The 18,924-nt window shown below is 71.4% G+C and carries 21 protein-coding genes and 2 riboswitches; of the genes, 12 read left to right on the top strand and 9 right to left on the bottom strand.

The genetic code is table 11. The features are described from left to right. Positions 1–3 precede the first annotated feature (3 nt). Together OHA25_RS41800 and OHA25_RS41795 are read right to left on the bottom strand one after the other, a co-directional pair. The gene (locus OHA25_RS41800; protein WP_327582438.1) at positions 4–969 is read right to left on the bottom strand and encodes an adenylate/guanylate cyclase domain-containing protein; all 966 of its coding nucleotides are present in this window, start codon (positions 967–969) and stop codon (positions 4–6) included. Positions 970–998: 29 nt separating this feature from the next. Then, entirely contained in the window at positions 999–1,769 is a 771-nt protein-coding gene (locus tag OHA25_RS41795; protein ID WP_327582437.1) for a FadR/GntR family transcriptional regulator, read from the bottom strand. A gap of 89 nt (positions 1,770–1,858) precedes the next feature. Here OHA25_RS41795 and OHA25_RS41790 point away from each other — a divergent pair, with 89 nt between their 5' ends. Genes OHA25_RS41790 through OHA25_RS41755 form a run of 8 tightly spaced genes read left to right on the top strand, consistent with a single transcriptional unit; the run spans position 1,859 to position 11,227 of the window. After that, positions 1,859–3,346: an ABC transporter substrate-binding protein gene (locus OHA25_RS41790; protein ID WP_305920481.1), complete on the top strand. Its 1,488-nt coding sequence runs from the start codon at positions 1,859–1,861 to the stop codon at positions 3,344–3,346. After that, complete coding sequence (locus OHA25_RS41785; protein WP_327582436.1) at positions 3,343–4,281, top strand: ABC transporter permease; 939 nt, start codon at positions 3,343–3,345, stop codon at positions 4,279–4,281. The genes OHA25_RS41790 and OHA25_RS41785 overlap by 4 nt, the downstream gene beginning before the upstream one ends. Positions 4,282–4,289: 8 nt before the next feature. Further along, complete coding sequence (locus tag OHA25_RS41780) at positions 4,290–5,111, top strand: ABC transporter permease (protein ID WP_327582435.1); 822 nt, start codon at positions 4,290–4,292, stop codon at positions 5,109–5,111. Next, positions 5,098–6,012: an ABC transporter ATP-binding protein gene (locus OHA25_RS41775; RefSeq protein WP_327582434.1), complete on the top strand. Its 915-nt coding sequence runs from the start codon at positions 5,098–5,100 to the stop codon at positions 6,010–6,012. The genes OHA25_RS41780 and OHA25_RS41775 overlap by 14 nt, the downstream gene beginning before the upstream one ends. Then, positions 5,981–6,781, top strand: a complete 801-nt coding sequence (locus tag OHA25_RS41770; RefSeq protein WP_327582433.1) for an ATP-binding cassette domain-containing protein — start codon at positions 5,981–5,983, stop codon at positions 6,779–6,781. The genes OHA25_RS41775 and OHA25_RS41770 overlap by 32 nt, the downstream gene beginning before the upstream one ends. Further along, positions 6,778–7,950, top strand: a complete 1,173-nt coding sequence (locus OHA25_RS41765; RefSeq protein WP_327582432.1) for a M20 family metallopeptidase — start codon at positions 6,778–6,780, stop codon at positions 7,948–7,950. The genes OHA25_RS41770 and OHA25_RS41765 overlap by 4 nt, the downstream gene beginning before the upstream one ends. Continuing rightward, positions 7,950–9,803 carry a P1 family peptidase gene (locus tag OHA25_RS41760; RefSeq protein WP_327582431.1) on the top strand — a complete coding sequence of 618 codons (1,854 nt, stop codon included), beginning with the start codon at positions 7,950–7,952 and terminating at the stop codon, positions 9,801–9,803. Before OHA25_RS41765 ends, OHA25_RS41760 begins: the two co-directional genes overlap by 1 nt. After that, the gene (locus OHA25_RS41755) at positions 9,800–11,227 is read left to right on the top strand and encodes an aldehyde dehydrogenase family protein (protein WP_327582430.1); all 1,428 of its coding nucleotides are present in this window, start codon (positions 9,800–9,802) and stop codon (positions 11,225–11,227) included. The genes OHA25_RS41760 and OHA25_RS41755 overlap by 4 nt, the downstream gene beginning before the upstream one ends. Positions 11,228–11,342: 115 nt before the next feature. Here the strand turns inward: OHA25_RS41755 and OHA25_RS41750 are convergent, their stop codons facing one another. Continuing rightward, a complete protein-coding gene (locus OHA25_RS41750; protein ID WP_327582429.1) occupies positions 11,343–11,516 on the bottom strand; it encodes a CsbD family protein in 174 nt (57 codons plus the stop codon). Positions 11,517–11,760: 244 nt separating this feature from the next. Here OHA25_RS41750 and gvpK point away from each other — a divergent pair, with 244 nt between their 5' ends. After that, the gene (gvpK, locus tag OHA25_RS41745; protein ID WP_327582428.1) at positions 11,761–11,850 is read left to right on the top strand and encodes a gas vesicle protein GvpK; all 90 of its coding nucleotides are present in this window, start codon (positions 11,761–11,763) and stop codon (positions 11,848–11,850) included. 63 nt (positions 11,851–11,913) lie between these two features. On the opposite strand, the gene OHA25_RS41740 is transcribed toward gvpK, so the two are convergent. Continuing rightward, on the bottom strand, positions 11,914–12,471 hold the full coding sequence (locus OHA25_RS41740) for a DUF4142 domain-containing protein (protein WP_327582427.1): 558 nt from the start codon (positions 12,469–12,471) through the stop codon (positions 11,914–11,916). A gap of 70 nt (positions 12,472–12,541) precedes the next feature. Next, entirely contained in the window at positions 12,542–13,303 is a 762-nt protein-coding gene (locus tag OHA25_RS41735) for an SDR family NAD(P)-dependent oxidoreductase (protein ID WP_327582426.1), read from the bottom strand. Between the two features lie 85 nt (positions 13,304–13,388). On the opposite strand from OHA25_RS41735, the gene OHA25_RS41730 reads away from it, so the two are divergent. Next, positions 13,389–14,042 carry a class I SAM-dependent methyltransferase gene (locus OHA25_RS41730; RefSeq protein ID WP_327582425.1) on the top strand — a complete coding sequence of 218 codons (654 nt, stop codon included), beginning with the start codon at positions 13,389–13,391 and terminating at the stop codon, positions 14,040–14,042. A gap of 39 nt (positions 14,043–14,081) precedes the next feature. Here OHA25_RS41730 and OHA25_RS41725 read toward each other — a convergent pair whose 3' ends face one another. From OHA25_RS41725 to OHA25_RS41715, 3 genes are all read right to left on the bottom strand, one after another. After that, a complete protein-coding gene (locus tag OHA25_RS41725) occupies positions 14,082–14,660 on the bottom strand; it encodes a GNAT family N-acetyltransferase (protein ID WP_327582424.1) in 579 nt (192 codons plus the stop codon). Positions 14,661–14,782: 122 nt separating this feature from the next. Next, on the bottom strand, positions 14,783–15,169 hold the full coding sequence (locus OHA25_RS41720; protein WP_327582423.1) for a VOC family protein: 387 nt from the start codon (positions 15,167–15,169) through the stop codon (positions 14,783–14,785). Beyond that, a complete protein-coding gene (locus OHA25_RS41715; RefSeq protein ID WP_305920497.1) occupies positions 15,166–15,453 on the bottom strand; it encodes an ArsR/SmtB family transcription factor in 288 nt (95 codons plus the stop codon). The genes OHA25_RS41720 and OHA25_RS41715 overlap by 4 nt, the downstream gene beginning before the upstream one ends. A gap of 146 nt (positions 15,454–15,599) precedes the next feature. Between OHA25_RS41715 and OHA25_RS41710 the strand changes: the two genes are divergently transcribed. Continuing rightward, on the top strand, positions 15,600–16,634 hold the full coding sequence (locus OHA25_RS41710) for a zinc-binding dehydrogenase (protein ID WP_327582422.1): 1,035 nt from the start codon (positions 15,600–15,602) through the stop codon (positions 16,632–16,634). Between the two features lie 69 nt (positions 16,635–16,703). Here OHA25_RS41710 and OHA25_RS41705 read toward each other — a convergent pair whose 3' ends face one another. After that, positions 16,704–17,489, bottom strand: a complete 786-nt coding sequence (locus OHA25_RS41705) for a glycoside hydrolase family 25 protein (protein ID WP_327582421.1) — start codon at positions 17,487–17,489, stop codon at positions 16,704–16,706. Positions 17,490–17,500: 11 nt separating this feature from the next. Next, a riboswitch (cyclic di-AMP (ydaO/yuaA leader) is annotated at positions 17,501–17,619 on the bottom strand. Between the two features lie 436 nt (positions 17,620–18,055). After that, positions 18,056–18,200: riboswitch (cyclic di-AMP (ydaO/yuaA leader) on the top strand. A 13-nt stretch (positions 18,201–18,213) separates the two neighbouring features. Here OHA25_RS41705 and OHA25_RS41700 point away from each other — a divergent pair. Then, the gene (locus OHA25_RS41700; protein WP_327582420.1) at positions 18,214–18,882 is read left to right on the top strand and encodes a CHAP domain-containing protein; all 669 of its coding nucleotides are present in this window, start codon (positions 18,214–18,216) and stop codon (positions 18,880–18,882) included. The last annotated feature ends 42 nt before the right edge of the window (positions 18,883–18,924 follow it).

The raw sequence follows: 18,924 nt of genomic DNA, 5'->3' as shown, positions 1-18,924 counted from the left end.
ACGTCAGCGGGCTCCCGCCCGCATGACGGTGAAGGGCGCCATCTCGCCCAGCCCGCGCACCGACAGCTTGTCGACCGGCCGCAGCCGGAAGGCCCGGTCGCCCTCGAGCTCCTCGGCCAGCGCCGGATCGGCCAGAATCGTGCCGGGCAGCGACAGCGCGGTGAGCCTGCTCGCCAGGTTGACGGTGGTGCCGAACACGTCGCCCATCCGCCAGATCACCGGCCCGGACGCCAGCCCCACCCGCAGCTCCGGCAGGCCCCTGACGCGCGCGTGCGTCTCGACCAGGCGCAGCGCGATCTCCGCCGCCACGTGCGCCTTGTCGGCCACGAACAACACCGAGTCGCCCAGCGTCTTGATCACCCGGCCGCCGGTGGAGGTGACGATGTCGGCGGATCCGCCCTCGAACCTGTCGATCAGCCGGGCCAGCTCGCTGCTGGTGATCTGCCTGCTCAGCCGGGTGAAGGCGACCAGGTCGGCGAAGCCCACGGCCAGCCGTACCGCGCTCATGTCCTGGTCGGCCATGCGGCCCGCGGCGGCGGCGAGCTGGCGCTGCCAGGCGTAGACCAGCAGCTTCGCCAGGTCGGGCACCACCCGCTCGGCCCGCCGGCGCCAGGCCCGTGGCCGGTCGGCCAGCGGCACGCCCGCCTGGTCCAGGGCCTCCACGCCCAGCTCGGCCTGCGACTCGGCCAGTCTCGCGGTGGCCCCGCCGAGCGAGCGGGCCATGAGCAGCACGTGCTCCTCGTCGTAGAGGCCGGAGCTGACCATGCCGAGCAGCGTCTTGAGCGCCTCGACGTCGGAGTCGGTGAACTCGACGGCGTCGTCGGCCACGTTGGCGAACCCCAGGGCACGCCAGAAGCGCCGCGCGCGGTAGACCGGAACCCCCGCCATCTCGGCGACCTGGTGGCTGGTGTAGCGGCGCGGCTCGCGCAGGAAGGCCTCTGTCAGCCCGTTGTCGTCCCCGCGGCCCACGCGTGCAAGATAGCACTGTGTGGGGCAAATCACTCCAGAAGGGCTTGCAGAGCGATTCGTTCCTCCTCGGGCACGTAGCCGGCGTAGTAGTCGTACACCGACCTGCGGAACAGCCGGGCGGCCAGCGGGCCGTCACCGGCGCGCACGGCGGCCAGGACCTCCTCGTGGTGGGCGATGCTCCGGCGCATCAGCGCCTCCTGGTCGGGAGCGGCGGCGATCCGGCCGGCGATGAGGTCGACCACGACCGACCGGACGACGTCCGTGCAGACCTGGATGAGCGTGTTGCCGCTGGCCCGCGCCAGCGCGTCGTGGAAGGCGACGTCCGCGGCGCTGAAGGCCGCGCTGTCCGCCTCCTTCATGCGCTCCACGGCCGCGGCCTCCTTCATGCGCTCCACGGCCGCCGCCATCTCCTCCAGCTGCTCCTCGGTGCGCAGCCGCGCCGCCAGCAGGATGGCCGCCGCGTCCAGCACCATCCTGAACTGGACCAGCTCGCCCAGCGACAACTCCGCCACCCGGGCCAGCGTGGTCATCGACTTGTGCAAGGCGGCGGGCGTGAACGGCAGCACCTCGGCGCCGTTCGGGTCGCCGGGCCGCGAGCGCACCAGGCCGCGTGCCTGCAGCACCCGCAGCGCCTCGCGCACGGTGGAGCGGCTCACCGAGAACTGCACCATGAGCTCGCGCTCGCTGGGCAGCCGCCCGCCCGGGCACAGAGCGCCGCTCTCGATCGCCCCCTCGATCTGCTCCACGACCCGTTCATAGGCGCGTACGGTGCGTACCGGCTCGAACTGCGGACCACTCATGGATGTCCCCCTTGACCCGCGCCGCCGTCGGCTGGCAATGTGCTTAGCCTACTGGTCGGACCAGTGCACTAGCCAGGAGGCTGCAAGACATGAGGCGCATCGGAATCTGGATCGCCGTGGGCGGTCTCCTGCTGAGCGCGGCCGCCTGTGGCGGCGAGGCCGGCGGCGGCACTTCGACCCCCGCGGCCCAATCTCTCTCCGTCGGATTCGTGGCCGAGCCCGCGAACCTGGACTTCACCGCCACCGAAGGCGCCGCCATCCCGCAGGCGCTGCTCGTCAACGTCTACGAGGGCCTGGTCAAGCTCGGCCAGGATGGCAACATCGTCCCGCTGCTGGCCGAGAAGTGGGAGGTCTCGGACGACCGGAAGACCTACACGTTCACGCTGCGGAAGAACGTGAAGTTCAGCAGCGGCGCGGCCTTCACCGCCGATGACGTGGTGTTCTCGCTCGACCGGGTCAAGACCGACTGGAAGCTGAAGATCAAGTCGCAGCTCGACGTGGTCGACAAGGTGGAGAAGAAGGACGACTCCACCGCCGTCGTCACGCTCAAGCGCCCCAGCAACGGCTTCCTCTACTCGATGGCGACCAGGCTCGGCGCGATGTTCAGCCGCACCGGCGTCGCCGACCTGGCCAACAAGCCCGTCGGCACCGGCCCCTACGTGCTGGGCTCGTGGCGGCGCGGCGACTCCATCCAGCTCAACGCCAACCCCTCCTACTGGGGCACGAAGCCGCCGCTGTCGTCGATCACGCTGAAGTACTTCAAGGACGCCACGGCGATGAACAACGCGCTGCTGACCAGCGGCATCGACGTCATCTCCAGCGTCCAGGCGCCGGAGTCGCTGCAGCAGTTCGCCGACCCCAACCGCTTCCAGACGGTCGAGGGCACGACGAACGGCGAGGTCGTGCTGTCGATGAACAACGCCCGCGCGCCGTTCAACGACAAGAAGGCCCGCCAGGCCGTGCGCCACGCCATCGACCACAAGGCGCTGCTGGACACCGCCTGGGCCGGGCGCGGCCAGCTGATCGGCTCGATGGTGCCGCCCACCGACCCGTGGTACGAGGACCGCACCGGCGACTACCCGTACGATCCAGCCAAGGCCAAGGAACTGCTCGGCGGCAAGACGCTGACGGTCAAGATGCGCATCCCGAACCTGCCGTACGCGGTGGCGAGCGCCCAGGTCGTCAAGTCGCAGCTGGCCCAGGTGGGCATCACGGCCGACATCGAGCCCCTGGAGTTCCCGGCCCGCTGGCTGGACGTGGTGTTCAAGCAGGGCGACTACGACCTGTCGATCATCAATCACGTCGAACCCCGTGACATGGGGATATTCGCGGATAAGTCGTACTACTTCCACTACGACAACCCCGAGTTCGGCAAGCTGCTCGCCTCCGCCGACGAGGGCACGGAGCAGCAGCAGACCGGCGACCTCAAGAAGGCCGCCCAGCTGCTGTCCGACGACGCCGCGGCCGACTGGCTGTTCCTGTTCCCCAACCTGATCGTGGCGAAGAAGGGCGTCACCGGGCTGCCGAAGAACGCCATCGCGGAGTCCTTCGACTTCACCGCGCTCGCCAAGCAGTGATCGTTTACCTGCTCAAACGGCTGGCGGTGCTGCTCGCGAGCACCGTCGTGGCCGCCGTGGTGGTGTTCGCGTTCATGGGACTGCTGCCCGGCGACCCGGCCGAGATCGCGCTCGGCGTCAACGCCACCCCGGAGGCGGTGGCCCAGCTACGCCAGCAGTTCGGCACCGACCGGCCGCCCGTCGCGCAGTTCCTCGACTGGGCCGGCGGGCTCGCCCAGGGCGACTTCGGCACCTCGTACGTGACCAGCTCGCCCATCGGCCCCCAGATCAGCGACCGCCTGGGGGTGACGGCGGTGCTCGTGCTCGGCGGCATGGTGGTGGCGCTGGTCATCGCGGTGCCGCTCGGCACCTTCGCCGCCGTGCACCACCGCAACCCGCTGGGCGCCGCCATCAGCGCGGCCAGCCAGGTCGGCATCGCCGTCCCGGCCTTTCTGGCGGGCATCCTGCTGGTGTTCGTGTTCGCGGTGCAGGCGCAGGCACTGCCGTCCGGCGGATACGTGCCGATCGCCGAGAGCCCGGGGGAGTGGCTGCGTAGCCTCCTGCTCCCGTGGCTGTCCCTCGGCCTGGTCCAGGGCGCGGTGCTCACCCGCTACGTCCGCAGCGCCGTCCTGGACGTGATGCGCGAGGACTACCTGCGCACCGCCCGCGCCAAGGGTCGGGGCAGCACCGGCGCGCTCTGGCGGCACGGCCTGCGCAACGCCTCGATCCCCGTCGTCACCGTGCTCGGCCTGCAACTGGCCACGCTGCTGATCGGCGCGGTCGTGGTCGAGCGCGTCTTCGTCATCCCGGGGCTCGGCGACCTGCTGCTCAACGGCGTGGCCGGGCGCGACCTGCTGCTCGTCCAAGGAGTGGTGATGGTGCTGGTCGCCGCCGTCCTGCTGATCAACTTCGTGGTGGACATCACCTACCACCTCCTCGACCCGAGGCTGCGATGAGAGGCCGCATGAACGCCGCCCTGCTGGTCGGCGGCACGCTCGTGGCACTGGTGGTGCTGGCCGCGCTGCTGTCGTTCTTCTGGACGCCGCACGATCCGACGCTCGTCGACGCCGCACGCAAACTCCGCGCGCCCGGCGACGGCAACCTCCTCGGCGCCGACAAGTTCGGCCGCGACACCTTCAGCCAGCTCATGGTCGGGGCCCGCACCACCCTCTACGTCGGCATCGTGGCCGTCGGCATCGCCGCCGTACTCGGCGTCCCCCTGGGAATGATCGCCGGGATGTCGCCGTGGGGCTGGTTGTCCGAGCTGATCATGCGGGTCAACGACCTCGTGTTCGCCTTCCCCGCGTTGCTGCTGGCCGTCATGCTCGGCGCGGTCTACGGGGCCGGCACGCTCACCGCGATGATCGCGATCGGCGTGGCCACCGTGCCCGCCTTCGCCCGTGTGGCCCGCGCCGCCACACTCCAGGTCATGGTCACCGACTACATCCTCGCCGCCCGTGCCGCAGGGCGCCGCCGCACCGCGATCGCCGTGCGGCACGTGCTGCCGAACATCGGATCCGTGCTGATCGTGCAGGCGTCGGTGTCGTTCGCGATCGCGATCCTGGCCGAGGCGGCCCTGTCGTTCCTCGGCTTCGGCACCCGCCCGCCCACCCCGTCCTGGGGCCGCATGCTGCAGGAGTCGCAGGAGCTGCTGTTCTCCACCCCGCGCCTGGCGCTCTGGCCCGGAATCGCGATCGCCCTCGCGGTGCTCGGCTTCAACCTCCTCGGCGACGGGCTGCGCGACTACCTCGACCCCAAGCTCAGGAGGATCCGTGCTGAAGGTTGAGGGACTCTCCGTGCGGGCGGACGCGGTCGAGCTCCTGCGCGACGTGTCGTTCGACATCGGGCCCGGCGAGCGGGTCGGGCTCATCGGCGAGTCCGGGTCCGGCAAGTCGCTGACCGCGCTGTCGCTCATGGGCCTGCTCCCCGAAGGCGTCACCGCCTCCGGGCGGGCCGCGCTGGACGGCCGCGACCTCGTCGGCGTGCCGGAGAAGCGGCTGAAGCGGCTGCGCGGCCGCGACCTCTCCATGGTCTTCCAGGAGCCGATGACCGCGCTCAACCCGCTCATGCGAATCGGCGCCCAGGTCGCCGAGGTCATGACCCTGCACGGCGTCCCCCGCCCGCAGGCCCACACCCGCGCGTACGACCTCCTCGAACGGGTCCGCCTGCCCGAACCCCGGCAGATCGCCCGCGCGTACCCGCACCAGCTGTCCGGCGGGCAGCGCCAGCGCGTCATGCTCGCCATCGCCCTGGCCAACGAGCCCCAGCTGCTCATCTGCGACGAGCCCACCACCGCGCTCGACGTCACCGTGCAGAAGCAGATGCTCGACCTGATCGCCGAGGTCGCGCCCGCGCTGCTGTTCATCACCCACGACCTCGCCGTCGTCGCCTCCGTCTGCGAGCGGGTCCTGGTCATGTACGGCGGCCGCGTCGTCGAGAGCGGCCCCATCCGCGAGGTCTTCACCCGGCCCCGCCACCGCTACACCGAGGGCTTGCTGGCCGCCTCGAAGCTCACCCCGCGTGGCACCCGCCTGCCCACCATCCAGGGGAGTGTCCCGGCGGCCGGGCACTTCCCCGGCGGCTGCGTGTTCAGCAACCGCTGCGCGCACGCCGCCCCCGACTGTGAGACGGCACCGGCGCTGACAGGAGACGGCCATGCCCACGCATGCTGGCACCCCGCTGATTGACGCCCGCAACCTGACCCGCGTCTACCGCCGCCCCCGCACCTCGCTCACCCAGCCGGGCGCCGCCGTCCACGCGCTGAACGACGTGTCGCTGACCATCGGCAAGGGCGAGCGGTACGGCATCGTCGGCGAGTCCGGCTCCGGCAAGTCCACCCTCCTGCGCCTGCTCTGCGCGCTCGACCAGCCCACGAGCGGCACCATCACGTTCGACGGCCGGCAGATCACCGGCCGCCCCGAGCGGAGACTGCGGTTCCTGCGCGAGAACCTCCAGATCGTCTTCCAGGACCCGATGAGCTCGCTCGACCCCCGCATGCGGGTGCGCGACCTCGTCGCCGAGCCGCTCGTCGCCCTCGGCCTGCCCGTCGGCAACCGGGTCGCCGAACTGCTCGACGAGGTCGGCCTGCCCGGGGCCGCCGCCGACCGCTACCCGCACCAGTTCTCCGGCGGGCAGCGGCAGCGCATCGCCATCGCCCGCGCGCTCGCGCCCCGCCCGAAGGTGCTCGTCGCCGACGAACCCGTCAGTGCTCTGGACGTCTCCGTCCGTGGGCAGATACTCAACCTGCTGGCCAACCTCGTCGACGAGCTCGGGCTCACACTCGTGTTCGTCTCGCACGACCTGTCCGTGGTGCGGCACGTCTGCGAGACGGTCGCGGTCATGAGCCAGGGCGAGATCGTCGAGACCGGGCCCGTGGACGAGGTGTGGGCCGCGCCCGCCCACCCCTACACCCAAACGTTGCTGCAGGCCGTACCGACTCTGGAGGGATTGTTGTGATCGACGTCGATGCCGATGGAGTGGTGGCGTTCACGCAGGCGCTGGTGCGCATCCCCAGCACCAACGACCCCGGACGGCGCGAGCAGCCGGCCGCCGAACTCGTGGCCGCCCGCATGCGGGACTGGGGCTGGGAGCCCACCGTGTACGAAGCCGCGCCCGGCCGGCCCAACGTGGTGGCCGTCGTCGAGGGCGGCGGCGGTGACGGGCCGACGCTGATGTTCGAGGGCCACACGGACGTCGTCACCGAAGGCGACCTGTCGGAGTGGACCGTGGACCCGTTCGGCGGGGAGATCCGCGACGGCAGGCTGTGGGGACGCGGCAGCGCCGACATGAAATCCGGCCTGGCCGCCACCCTGTACGCCACCCGCGCCCTGCAGCTCGCCGGGCCGTTCCCCGGGCGGATCAAGGTGTGCGCGCTGGCCGACGAGGAAGGCCTCATGATCGGCGCCCACCACTTCGTCTCCGAAGGGCTCGCGGCCGGCGTGGACGGCGCGATCGTGGCCGAACCCGAGGCGGGCGAGATCTGCGCCGTCGCCAAGGGCGCGCTGCGGCTGCGCGTGGACCTCGCGGGCAAGATGGCGCACGGCGCGATGCCGCAGCACGGCCGCAACCCCATCCAGGCCATCGGCCCGCTGCTGGTCGGCCTGCGGGCGCTGCAGGAGGAGCTGCAGGGGCGGCATCCGGCGCACGAGCACCTCGGCGAGGTCTACGTGACGCCGACCGTGCTCCAGGCCGGCTCCGAGGAGCAGGTCAACGTCATCCCCGCCGGCGCTTCGGTGTTCGTGGACGTGCGGACCATCCCGGGCGTCGAGCACAAGGACATCGCCGACCGGGTGGCCGCGTTGGCCTCCTGCGACGGGATCGGGGCGGAGGTGTCGGTGCTGGTGGACCGGCCGCCGGTGGACGTGCCCGTGTCCGACCCCGTGGTGGCCGCGCTGGCCGCCGCCCACCGCGCCGTCACGGGGGAGGAGCCGGTGTACGGCGGGGTGCCCGGGTCGACCGACGGAACCGTGCTGACGCACTGGGGCGGGATCCCGTCCGTCGTGTACGGGCCCGGGGGGAAGTGGATCGCGCACCAGGCGGACGAATACGTGGAGGTCGAGGAGATCGTCCGGTGCACCCGGGTGTTCGCCGAGGCGGCGCGGCGGTTCCTGAACGGCGACTTCTGATGCGTCCCGGTCCCACGAACTCGCTGGTGGACGTGGCGGGGCTGCGGGTCGGCCACGCCCACCGGGTGGGTGCCGGCCACCGCACCGGCACCACCGTCATCCTGGCCCCCGCCGGGGGCGCCGTGGCGGGGGTGGACGTGCGCGGGGCCGCGCCGGGGACGCGGGAGACGGAGCTGCTCGACCCGCGCAACCTGGTCGAACGCGTGCACGCCGTGGTGCTGACGGGCGGGAGCGCGTACGGGCTGGCGGCGGCGTGCGGGGTGGTGGACCGGCTGGCGGACGCGGGCATCGGCTACCCGGTGAGCGGCGGCGTGGTGCCGATCGTCCCTGCGGCCGTCATCTTCGACCTGGGCCGTGGCGGCGCCTTCCGCGCCGTCCCCGACGCCTCGCTCGGCACCGCCGCCTACGACGCCGCCACCCACCCCGCACCTGCGCCGAACGCCCTCGCCTCCGGCCCTCCCACACCCGCCACGACGCCAGCCGCCACGGCGCCTGCCCCGACGCCAGACGTGGTGCCCGGCGCGCCACCCGCCACGCCGCCGCCGGCCGCCACGGCGCCGGCAACGCCGTCTGCCACGCCGTCTGCCACGGCGCCGGCAACGCCGTCTGCCATGCCGTCTGCCGTGCCGTCTGCCGTGCCGTCTGCCGTGCCGTCTGCCGTGCCGTCTGCCGTGCCGTCTGCCGTGCCGTCTGCCGTGCCGTCTGCCGTGCCGTCTGCCGTGCCGTCTGCCGTGCCGTCTGCCGTGCCGTCTGCCGTGCCGTCTGCCGTGCCGTCTGCCGTGCCGTCTGCCGTGCCGTCTGCCGTGCCGTCTGCCGTGCCGTCTGCCGTGCCGTCTGCCGTGCCGTCTGCCGTGCCGTCTGCCGTGCCGCCCGTCATGCCGCCTGCCACGGCGCCTGCCACGGCGCCTGCCACGCCGTCTGCCGTGCCGCCCGTCATGCCGCCCGTCATGCCGTCGGCAACGCCGCCCGCCACGGCGCCTGCCGTGCCGCCCGCCACGACGCCAGACGTGGAGCCCGGTGCGCCACCCGCCACCACGCCCAACGCGGTGCCCAACGCGGTGCCCAATGCGGTGCCCAATGCGGTGCCCGGCGCGGTGCCCAACGCGGTGCCCAACGCGGTGCCCAACGCGTCGGGCGGCGCGGACGGCGTTGGGAGCGCGTCGGGCGCACTCACCCACGCCTCTCCCTCCGAAGGGACCCCAACCCCGGTCGGCGGGAACGTCGCGGCGGGTCCTGAAGCCGTACCCGTCCTTGGGACGGCACCCCCGACGGCGAGCGGGTCGATCGGGGCCGGGACCGGGGCGATGGCGGGCGGCCTGGCGGGAGGGATCGGCACGGCCAGCGCCGTCCTCCCCGACGGCACCACCGTCGCCGCCCTGGCCGTCGCCAACCCCGTCGGCTCCGTCCTGGACCCCGCCGACGGCACCCTGGCCGGCGCCCGGTACGGCCTCCCAGGCGAGTTCGACCACCTCCACCCCCCGGCCCCGCACGAAGTCCACGCCTGGAATCCGCAGAAGGCGCCGTCCTTCAACACCACCATCGGCGTGGTCGCCACCGACCGCACCCTCACCAAGGCCCAGTGCGGCAAGCTGGCGGCGGTGGCCCACGACGGTCTGGCCAGGGCGATCCGACCGGCCCACACCATGACCGACGGCGACACGATCTTCGGCCTGTCCACGTGCGCTGCCCCCGCCCCCGCCCAGGACGAGTTCCAGGACATCCTGGCGGCCGCGGCGGACGTCTTCAGCCGCGCCGTCGCCCACGCCGTCCTCGCCGCGACCGGCCGCGAGGGCGCGCCCGCGTACCTCGACGTGTTCCCGAGCGCAGCAGCCACCACAGGGGGAATCTCATGACCATCGACACCACCTGGCCGGACGGCCTGCCCATCGGCGACGGGTGGGTGCAAACCGGCCGAACCTCGGACGTGATCTTCCCCTACGACGGCTCCGGCGTGGCCACGGCCCCCCTGGGCACCCCCGCCCACGCCGCCCGAGCCGTCGACGAGGCCCTGGCCGTCGCCCCCGCCATGGCCGCGCTGCCCTCGCACGCCCGCCGCGCCGCCCTCATGAAGGCCCACGACGCCCTCGAAGCCGACCGCGACGCGTTCGAGCGCCTGCTCGTCATGGAGACCGGCAAACCACTCGTGGACTGCAAGGTCGAGGTGGCCAGGACGCTTGTCACGCTCGCCACCGCCGCCGAGGAGGTGGCCAGGCTGCACGGCGAGACCGTGCCGCTCGACCTCCTGCCGTCCGGAGAGGGCCTGATCGGCTTCTGGACGCGTCGCCCCATCGGCGTCGTCGTCGGCATCACGGGCTTCAACTATCCGCTGCTCCTCGCCGCCCACAAGATCGCGCCCGCCGTGGCGGCCGGCTGCCCCGTGATCGTCAAGCCCGCCCCGGCCACCCCACTCGCCACGCTCTGGCTGGTCCACCTCCTCCGCTCCACCGGCGCCCTGCCCGCCGCGGCCGTGCAGCTCGTCACCGGCGACGTCGAGGTCGGCCGCACGCTCGTCGAGGACCGGCGGATCGGCGCGGTCTCGTTCACCGGCTCGGCCGCCGCCGGCCACGCCATCGCCCGCGGCGCCGCCCCCACGAAGGTCCTGCTGGAGCTCGGCTCGAACGCCGCGCTCATCGTGGCCGCCGACGCCGACCTGGAGGCCGCCGCCGACGCGGTTGTGCGCGGCGGCTACTACGCCTCCGGCCAGGCGTGCATCTCGGTCCAGCGGGTCCTGGTCGAGGAGCCGGTACGCGAGGCGTTCCTGTCCCTGCTGGCCGACCGCGTCAAGACCGTCGCGGTCGGCGACCCGCGCCTGCCCGGGACCCGGGTGGCCCCGCTCATCGACGAGGCCGCGACGGACCGGGTGCTGGAGTGGATCGCCGCCTCCGGGGCCGAGCCGATCACGGGCGGGCTCCGCGACGGCCGCGCCATCGCGCCGACCGTGCTCGCCGACGTCCCCGACGGGGCCGCCGCCTGGGACGAGGAGATCTTCGGCCCCGTGGTGTGCGTGCGCGCGGTGCCCGACCTGGAGGCCGCCTTCACCGCGGTCAACGCCTCGCGGTACGGCCTGCACGCGGCGGTCTTCACCCGGTCGCTGGCCACGGCGTTCGCCGCGATCGAGCGCATCGAGGCCGGGGGAGTGGTGGTCAACGACGTGCCCGGCTTCCGGGCGGACAACATGCCGTACGGCGGCGTCAAGGACTCGGGAACCGGCCGCGAAGGCCCCCGCTTCGCGATCGAGGAGCTGACGGTCACCAGAATGGCGATCATCCGTCCCTGAAAGGTGACGGCGTTCGCGCGCGAGGCATCCCGGACGGCGGGCCGCCTCCAGCCGACCGCGGCGCAAGGCACTCCCCGAAGGCCTTGCGCCGCGGTCGTTCAGTGCCGGAGGATCGCTACTTCTTGAAGGCGTCCTTCGCCTTCTCCTTCGCTTGCCTCAGATTGGCCTTGGCCTTCTCTGCCTTGCCTCTGGCCTGCAGAGACTCGTTGCCGGTGAGGTCACCGGCACGCTCCTTGGCCGTGCCCTTGACCTCCTCGGCCTTCCCCCTGGCCTTTTCCTTCCGAGCCATATCAGCCTCCCCCTCGCGGCGCATTGTCCGAGGTCCTGCAATCGCAGCACTCCCTCTGCCCGAAGATCCGGCGCTTACGCGCTTCTCGGATGCGCCCACTCCCGCTGAGAGGCGGCCGTACACCGGGATTAGGACGCCCTTTATCGCCAAATATGTGTTTGTGTGCCCATTTCAGAGGCAACCACAGGGGCTTACGGGGCTCGCGAGGAAGCAGGCGCCCCGCATCAGCCCGAAACCCCAGGCCATGACGGAGCTGTGCGAGCGGTTCGACCTGACGCCGGACGACCTCACCATCGACCTGGGCCCTCTCGGGCCGCTCCTTCCCCGCTCGTGACCGCCGTGCGGCCGTGACCCGCCCGTGTGGGTGCGGGCCACGGCCACCGGGGGAATGCGCCGGTTACTGCTCGGCGCGGATCATCCGCAGGTGGTGCCGGATCACCGGCGCGCTGTCCCGCGCCAGGTCCCTCGTCCAGTTCGAATGACCCAGACGCAGCTCCACCTGGACCAGCCGGAGCGAGCGGTAGTGGGCGTCGGCCTGCAGCCGCAGCCATGTCCGGTCGAAGCGCTCACCGGACCTCGCGACCACGTCACGCAGGGCGGCCTGCTGCTCGGCGCTCGGCGCGTCCGGCAGCCGGACGTCGAACCGGTCTGCGACGTCGCGCAGCCGGGCGTCCAGCCTGCGATGATCGCGGATCAGCCGCCAGGCGATCTCGCGCACGCCCCGGTCGCGGGACTCGCGTAGCGCGGCCCTGCCGGCCGCGATCTCGGCGAGGTGTCCGCGATGCGCCTGCCGCAGGTACGACTTGTCCTGCCTGGACAGGTGCAGAGCCGTGCCGGACTCCGCGATGGAGGCGTTCACGGGGGCGGCGGCCGTCTGGGCCTGCGCCGCTGGGGCGATGGTCAACGCCAGCACGGCCGCGAGGGTCGCGGGTGCTAATTTCCGTGCTGTACTCATCGGTCAGGTCCCTCCTTCTTGCTTGGGACGGAACCGTGCCCGCTGCCCTGGTGCGGCAGGGATATTCATCTCAATTCGGCGGGTCGAAACGGCCGTCCACGGCGGTCCAGCCGCCGTCCACGTACAACACCGATCCTGTGACGAAGCTCGCGGCGTCGCTCGCCAGGTAGACGACCGCTCCGGCCATCTCCTCCGCGGACGCCCAGCGGCCGAGCGCGCTCTTGGCGGCGTACGCGGCGTACCAGTCGGGGTGGTCCTTGATCTGGCGGGTCAGCGGCGTCTCGACCACGCCGGGCGCGATGGCGTTCACCCGCACCCCGTGCGGGCCGAACTCGGCGGCGGCCGTGCGCAGCAACTGCACGAGGCCGGCCTTCGTGGCCGAGTAGACGCTCTGCCCCGGCTCGGTGACGCTTGCCCGGATCGACGCGAACCCGATGATCGACCCGCGTCCCCGTTCCACCATGCCCGCGCCGAACGCCCGCACCACGTCGAACGAGGCCCGCAGGTTCAGCCCCACCACCCGGTCGAACTCCTCGCCGGAGTAGTCGAGCAGCCGCTTGCGGACGTTCGTGGCGGCGGTGAAGACCAGCACGTCCGCCGGATGGTCGGCGGCGGCCCGGCCAACGGCCCCGGTGTCGAGCACGTCGAGCAGCCGTGCGGATCCCCCGCACGCGGCGGCGGTCTCCTCCGCCGCGGCCAGGTCCCGGTCGGCGCACACCACGGACGCCCCGTGGGCGGCCATGGCCTGGGCCGCCTCCCTGCCGATCCCGCTCCCTGCCCCGATCACCACGGCTCGCCGCCCGTCCAGGCGGAACAGCGCGTCATATCCCATGACAGGCAGACTATCGACTGGTCTGACCAGTGCACCAGGTGTCTGCCTCCGCGAAATGTCGGTGCCGGGTGCCACGATGGGCGCCATGCATGACATCGCCGCACACTGGGACGCCGCCGCCGACGCTTTCGACGAGGAGGCGGACCACGGGTTGCGCGACCCCAGAGTCAGGGACGCCTGGGCCGATCGGCTCGCCGCCTGGTTGCCCGAGGACCGGCTCGACGTCGTGGACCTGGGGTGCGGCACCGGGTCGCTGTCGCTGCTGCTGGCCGAGCGCGGGCATCGGGTCGTGGGCGTGGACCTGGCGCCCCGGATGGTGGCCCGGGCGCGGGCGAAGCTGGCGGGCACGGACGCGATCGTGCTGGTCGGGGATGCCGCCCGGCCACCCGTGGGGGAGCGGCGCTTCGACGTGGTGCTGGCCCGGCACCTGCTGTGGACCATCCCCGATCCGGAGGCCGCGCTGACCCGCTGGGCGGCGCTGCTGCGGCCCGGCGGACGGCTGGTCCTCGTGGAGGGGCGCTGGAGCACGCCCGGCGAGAGCGGTGAGGGCTCGCGGAGTGAGGCGGGATCAGAGGCGGGCATGCCGTGGGACGGCGGGGTGCGTGCGGGCGATCTGGTGGCGGCGGTGCGCCTGACCGTCGCCGACCTCGCGGACGTGCGCGTCGAGGTGCTCGCCGACCCGGCGTTGTGGGGCAAGGAGATCGACGACGAACGTTACGCGGTGGTCGCGGTGACGTAGCCCGTCCTCGATGCCGGGAGGGCCGCCGCTGACGTGGCCCTATGGGGTGCCCGCTCGGTGGGCGAGCCATTGCTCCCGGCTGATCGCATACTCGACTTCGCCAAGATGGCTGCCGGGGAGCGGATCTTCCCAGTCCATGTGGAAGGTACGGGTGTGCTGCATGCCGATGGCCGACATCGTCGCGCGGGAGGCGGTGTTGACCGCCATGGTTTCGGCGAAGATCCGGGTGAGCCGAAGGTCTTCGAACCCATGGCGCATCAGCTCGCGGGCTCCCTCGCTGGCCAGACCCTGGCGCCAGCGGCGCCGCAGGAGCCGATACCCGAGCTCGGCCTGTCCTTCGACCGGGCCCTGGTCGGTGCGCGTGGGCGGCTCCAGGATCCACCAGCCGACGAACTCCCCGTCGACGAGACCGGCCCAGAAGCCAAGCCCCGCCACGCGGCTCGCGACCGCGAGCCGCCGGCGATGGAGCACCTCAACCTCCTCACGGCTACGGGCACGGCCGTTTCCGAGGTAACGCATGACCTCGGGGTCGGCGTCGAGTTCGATCTCGTGCTCAAGGTGCTCGTCGGACAGCGGAACAAGCGTGATGCGGTCGGTGCGCAGGGTCGCCTGAGACATAGGACGCATTCTTCCGCTCAACCCGCCTTCCTTGGGGTGCTCCATCGGAGAAGCGCCACCACCTCACCGGGCCCCGGCGCGGCACCATCGGCGCAGAGAACAGCGCTTTGGTCCGCTGGTGGCTATCCCTGGGCGGCGATCTGGATGAGGTTGCCGCAGGTGTCGTCGAAGACGGCCGTGGTGACCGGTCCCATGACCGCCGGCTCCTGCGTGAAGCGCACGCCGAGGCCCTTCAGACGCTCGTACTCCTTATGCACGTCCGACACCGCGAACGAGGTCATCGGGATGCCGTCCGCCACCAGTGCCTCCTTGAAGGGCGGCACGGCGGGGTGGCTGGAGGGCTCGAGGACGAGTTCGGTGCCGTCCACGTCGTCCGGCGACACGACGGTGAGCCAGCGGTCCTCACCCAGCGGGATGTCGTGCTTGACCGTGAAGCCCAGCACGTCGGTGTAGAAGCGCATGGCCTGTTCTTGATCGTCCACGAACACGCTGGACAGGTGGATCTTCATGGTGACTCCTTCGGGGCGCGCCTGAGCCATCGGTCGACAATGGGCTCGAGCGGCGCCGTATTGATGAAGTGGAATTTGTAGCGGCCTTCGCGGCGCGTCTCCACCAGGCCGGCGGCTTCCAAAACGTCCAGGTGCTGGGAGATCGCCTGCCGCGAGGAGCCGAGCTGATATTTCATCGCCAGGCGCGTACAGATTTCGAACAAGGTCTGCCCGTCCTTCTCGGTCAGCTCGTCGAGGATCTTGCGCCGGGTGGAGTCGACCAAGGCCTTGAACACGTCGCCCACGGACCCCACGATAGGCAAGTAGCGACTTGCATGTCAATGCGGGGCGTTTTTAACGACAACGGACCTGGTGCAGACGCGCCGATCACGCGATCTCGGCCGGCCCCGGGTACCTGTGACGACGGGAGAATCACGACGGGGAGGCCCTCATGCGAGCAACCTTGATCTATGGTGCCCGTGACGTTCGCGTGGAGGACGTCCCCGACCCGGAGATCCAGCACCCCACGGACGCCGTGGTGCGCGTTCTGCGCTCATGCATCTGCGGCAGCGACCTGTGGCCGTACGGGGCGAGGCCCGCCACCGAGCTGGGCGAACGCATCGGCCACGAGTTCCTCGGCGTGGTGGAGGACGTCGGCGCGGAGGTGTCCCGGCTGAAGACCGGCGACGTGGTGGTGGCGCCGTTCGTGTGGTCGGACAACACCTGCGACTTCTGCCGCGAGGGTTTGCAGACGTCCTGCCGGCACGGCGGCTTCTGGGCGGCGGACGGCGTGGACGGCGGCCAGGGCGAGGCGGTACGCGTGCCGCAGGCCGAGGGCACCCTGGTCAAGCTGCCCGTCGGCGAGGACTCTCCGCTGCTGCCGTCCCTGCTCGCCCTGTCGGACGTGCTCCCCACCGGCCACCACTGCGCGGTGACGGCCGGCGTCGGGCCGCACACCTCGGTGACGGTGATCGGCGACGGCGCGGTCGGGTTGTGCGCGGTGCTCGCGGCCAAGCGGCTCGGTGCCGAGCGCATCATGCTCATGGGCCGGCACAAGGGCCGCACCGCTCTGGGGCGCGAGTTCGGCGCCACCGACGTCGTCGCCGAGCGGGGCGAGGAGGGCGTCGAACGGGTACGTGAGCTGACCGGAGGCGACGGCACCCACGCGGTGCTGGAGTGCGTCGGCACCGAAGAGGCGATCGTGACGGCTTTCGCCGTGGCCCGCGACGGCGGAGCGGTGAGCCGGGTCGGTGTGCCGCAGTATGAGCAGGTGCCGATGGGATTTGCCGAGTTCCTGCGCAACCTCACCCTGACCGGCGGGGTGGCGCCGGCTCGCGCGTACATCGAGGAGTTGCTTCCCGAGGTGCTCGACGGGACGATCGAGCCCGGCCGTGTCTTCGACCGCACGGTCGGCCTGGAGGACGTGCCGGACGGTTATCGGGCGATGGCCGCCCGCGAGGCGCTGAAGGTCCTCATCCGTCCCTGAGGGCCTTGGGGGTGGCGAACGGGGAGACGCCACCCCCGGCGTCCGCGACCGTGGGCCGAGGGGAGGGTGTCAGGCGGCGGGGCGGCCCAGGTCACGCAGCTCCTCGGTGGTCAGCGCGGAGACGTTCTCGTCGACCGGGACGTCGGTGTACTGGTGGATGGTCCACGACTTCCAGTCGGCGGGCGGGGTGAGCGCGCCCTTGGGCTTGCTGTAGTGGGCGACCCACAGCGGATACTCGGCCAGGCCCTTGCCGTAGGTGTCGGCGAAGTTCCAGCCGCTGTAGAACATCGGGGTGACCCCGGTCTTGGCCTTGACGTGCGACAACCACGCCTTCGCCCAGGCGTTGACCTCGCCGGCGGACTCGCCGTCGGTGGTCTCCAGATCCAGGACCAGCAGGTCGCCCTGCTTGGCGGGCTGGGAGTTCACCACGGACAGGAAGTGCTCCGCCTCGGCGATGGGGTCGTTGCCGGGGTGGCCGTAGTGGTAGGCCCCGCGCACGATCTGCTTCTTGTCGAGCTCGCGCCAGTGCCTGGCGAACGAGGCGTCACGGAAGCTCGTGCCCTCGGTGGCCTTGATGATGCCGAACTGGGCCGAGCTCGCGCTCCAGTCGTACAGCGGCTCGTGGTTGGAGATGTCCAGGCCGAAGGCCAGGGATCGGGACGCGGGCTGAGCCTCCTGCACCGGACTGTGCTCAGGGGATGAGGCGATGGCTGTGCCGACCACACCCGTGAGGGCGGCGGTTGCGGCCAGGATCGCGCCACCGACGGCGAGGCTGAGCGCCTTGGTGGGAAGGTCGAGACGGTTCTTGAGGGCCTTGAGGGAATGGGCGACTGCGGCAAGCCGGGGCTTGGGCATGGGGTATTGACTCCTTGTTTCCATGCCGCCTACCGGGCTCGCTGACGGGTTCGGGCGTGGAAGCGCCCTACGCGCGCAGAAAGATGGGGATCCCCGGCTCCGCGAGGCGCGGATTCGGCGGACGAACGCCATCCCAGAGATCCCCTCGGGACGCGCGGTCCGGTCAACAAAACGGCAACGACGGTGACGACAGCTCGCCACAACGTATACCGCGATTACGCAAAAGGTATATATCTATCCACAGATAGCGCAAGCGGGGCCCAATGCATTCCCGTGAGGCTATGACCAGGCACGCAGCGCTCGCCATGACGGTTCCTGGCCGGGCAGAAGTCGCCGTTGCCGGGCGCCTTTGGCAAACCCCGTCAACGGCCCGGAGTAGGTAAAAGATTTCGCCCCGATCGCCTATCTCATAGGGCATTCTGTTGCCTGCACCCCATCGGGGTTTGCATCTCTCTATGCCGTTCGCTTACCTTGAGGAATCAGGACGTACGCCTGGCAGTGCCGCGTAACGTCCTCCGTATTGCCGAGACCGCGTCTCATCGGCATGGACCTTCGAGTCCGTGACCATGACGCGGCCGCCGAATTCGCAATCTGCGGAACCGGGGACCCACTTCATCTGGGGTGAATCGGCGCGCTCGATACGAGCGCCCCGTAGGGCACTTCCACGCCCGAACCCGTCAGCTAACCCGGTAGGCGGCATGGAAGCTAGGAGCATTTTTCACCCATGGCCAAGAACGTCTTCGCTCGTGCCCTGACGTCCGCAAGCCTCTCCCTGGTCGCCGCCGGGATGACCGCGACCGTCGTCGCCGGATCCCCGGCCTTCGCCGCCGACCAGCAGTCCACGCAACCCGCGCGGTCCAACCTCCCCGCCTCCCAGGCCATCCCGCAGAAGGGCGCCGGCCAGGTGAGCGCCGACACCGTACTGAAGATCGCCGAGTCGCAGATCGGCGTGAGCGAGAACGCCGCCGGCGGCGGCACCCCCTTCCACAGCTGGTACATGTCCTCCCCGCGGGCAGCCGAGACCGTCGCCCGCGACGGCGGCAGCCTGCAGGCCTACGCCAACGCCCCGTGGTGTGCCATGTTCGTCTCCTGGGTCGGCGAGCAGGCCGGCGCGCGCCCCACGATGGGCTGGGACGCCTACACCGTCAGCTACGCCAAGTGGTTCCAGGCCAACAAGCACTGGGGCGCCGAGGCCAAGCCCGGCGCCGTCGTCTTCTACGACTGGAACGGCCAGGGCACCGACGGCATCGACCACGTCGGCATGGTCAAGAAGGACAACGGCGACGGCACCATCACCGCGATCGAGGGCAACACCGGAAACGGCAAGGTCGAGCAGCGCATCCGGCCCAAGGCCCACGTCGTGGGCTACGGCTACCCCGAGTACAAGGCCTGACCCCAAGGCAGGTCGCCAGAAAATAACGGGTGGTGCAGGAAA

This window comes from Nonomuraea sp. NBC_00507, from assembly GCF_036013525.1.
Taxonomy (GTDB): Bacteria; Actinomycetota; Actinomycetes; order Streptosporangiales; family Streptosporangiaceae; genus Nonomuraea.
Note: the sequence above shows the minus strand (reverse complement) of the source record. Positions and strands in the feature narration are given on the sequence as shown.

What these genes read in the sequence shown, in the direction of transcription:
- OHA25_RS41795 (WP_327582437.1), bottom strand. Translation starts at nt 1,769, where the DNA reads ATGAGTGGTCCGCAGTTCGAGCCGGTACGCACCGTACGCGCCTATGAA.
- OHA25_RS41790 (WP_305920481.1), top strand. Translation starts at nt 1,859, where the DNA reads ATGAGGCGCATCGGAATCTGGATCGCCGTGGGCGGTCTCCTGCTGAGC.
- OHA25_RS41780 (WP_327582435.1), top strand. Translation starts at nt 4,290, where the DNA reads ATGAACGCCGCCCTGCTGGTCGGCGGCACGCTCGTGGCACTGGTGGTG.
- OHA25_RS41770 (WP_327582433.1), top strand. Translation starts at nt 5,981, where the DNA reads ATGCCCACGCATGCTGGCACCCCGCTGATTGACGCCCGCAACCTGACC.
- OHA25_RS41760 (WP_327582431.1), top strand. Translation starts at nt 7,950, where the DNA reads ATGCGTCCCGGTCCCACGAACTCGCTGGTGGACGTGGCGGGGCTGCGG.
- OHA25_RS41755 (WP_327582430.1), top strand. Translation starts at nt 9,800, where the DNA reads ATGACCATCGACACCACCTGGCCGGACGGCCTGCCCATCGGCGACGGG.
- OHA25_RS41750 (WP_327582429.1), bottom strand. Translation starts at nt 11,516, where the DNA reads ATGGCTCGGAAGGAAAAGGCCAGGGGGAAGGCCGAGGAGGTCAAGGGC.
- gvpK (WP_327582428.1), top strand. Translation starts at nt 11,761, where the DNA reads ATGACGGAGCTGTGCGAGCGGTTCGACCTGACGCCGGACGACCTCACC.
- OHA25_RS41740 (WP_327582427.1), bottom strand. Translation starts at nt 12,471, where the DNA reads ATGAGTACAGCACGGAAATTAGCACCCGCGACCCTCGCGGCCGTGCTG.
- OHA25_RS41735 (WP_327582426.1), bottom strand. Translation starts at nt 13,303, where the DNA reads ATGGGATATGACGCGCTGTTCCGCCTGGACGGGCGGCGAGCCGTGGTG.
- OHA25_RS41730 (WP_327582425.1), top strand. Translation starts at nt 13,389, where the DNA reads ATGCATGACATCGCCGCACACTGGGACGCCGCCGCCGACGCTTTCGAC.
- OHA25_RS41725 (WP_327582424.1), bottom strand. Translation starts at nt 14,660, where the DNA reads ATGTCTCAGGCGACCCTGCGCACCGACCGCATCACGCTTGTTCCGCTG.
- OHA25_RS41720 (WP_327582423.1), bottom strand. Translation starts at nt 15,169, where the DNA reads ATGAAGATCCACCTGTCCAGCGTGTTCGTGGACGATCAAGAACAGGCC.
- OHA25_RS41710 (WP_327582422.1), top strand. Translation starts at nt 15,600, where the DNA reads ATGCGAGCAACCTTGATCTATGGTGCCCGTGACGTTCGCGTGGAGGAC.
- OHA25_RS41705 (WP_327582421.1), bottom strand. Translation starts at nt 17,489, where the DNA reads ATGCCCAAGCCCCGGCTTGCCGCAGTCGCCCATTCCCTCAAGGCCCTC.
- OHA25_RS41700 (WP_327582420.1), top strand. Translation starts at nt 18,214, where the DNA reads ATGGCCAAGAACGTCTTCGCTCGTGCCCTGACGTCCGCAAGCCTCTCC.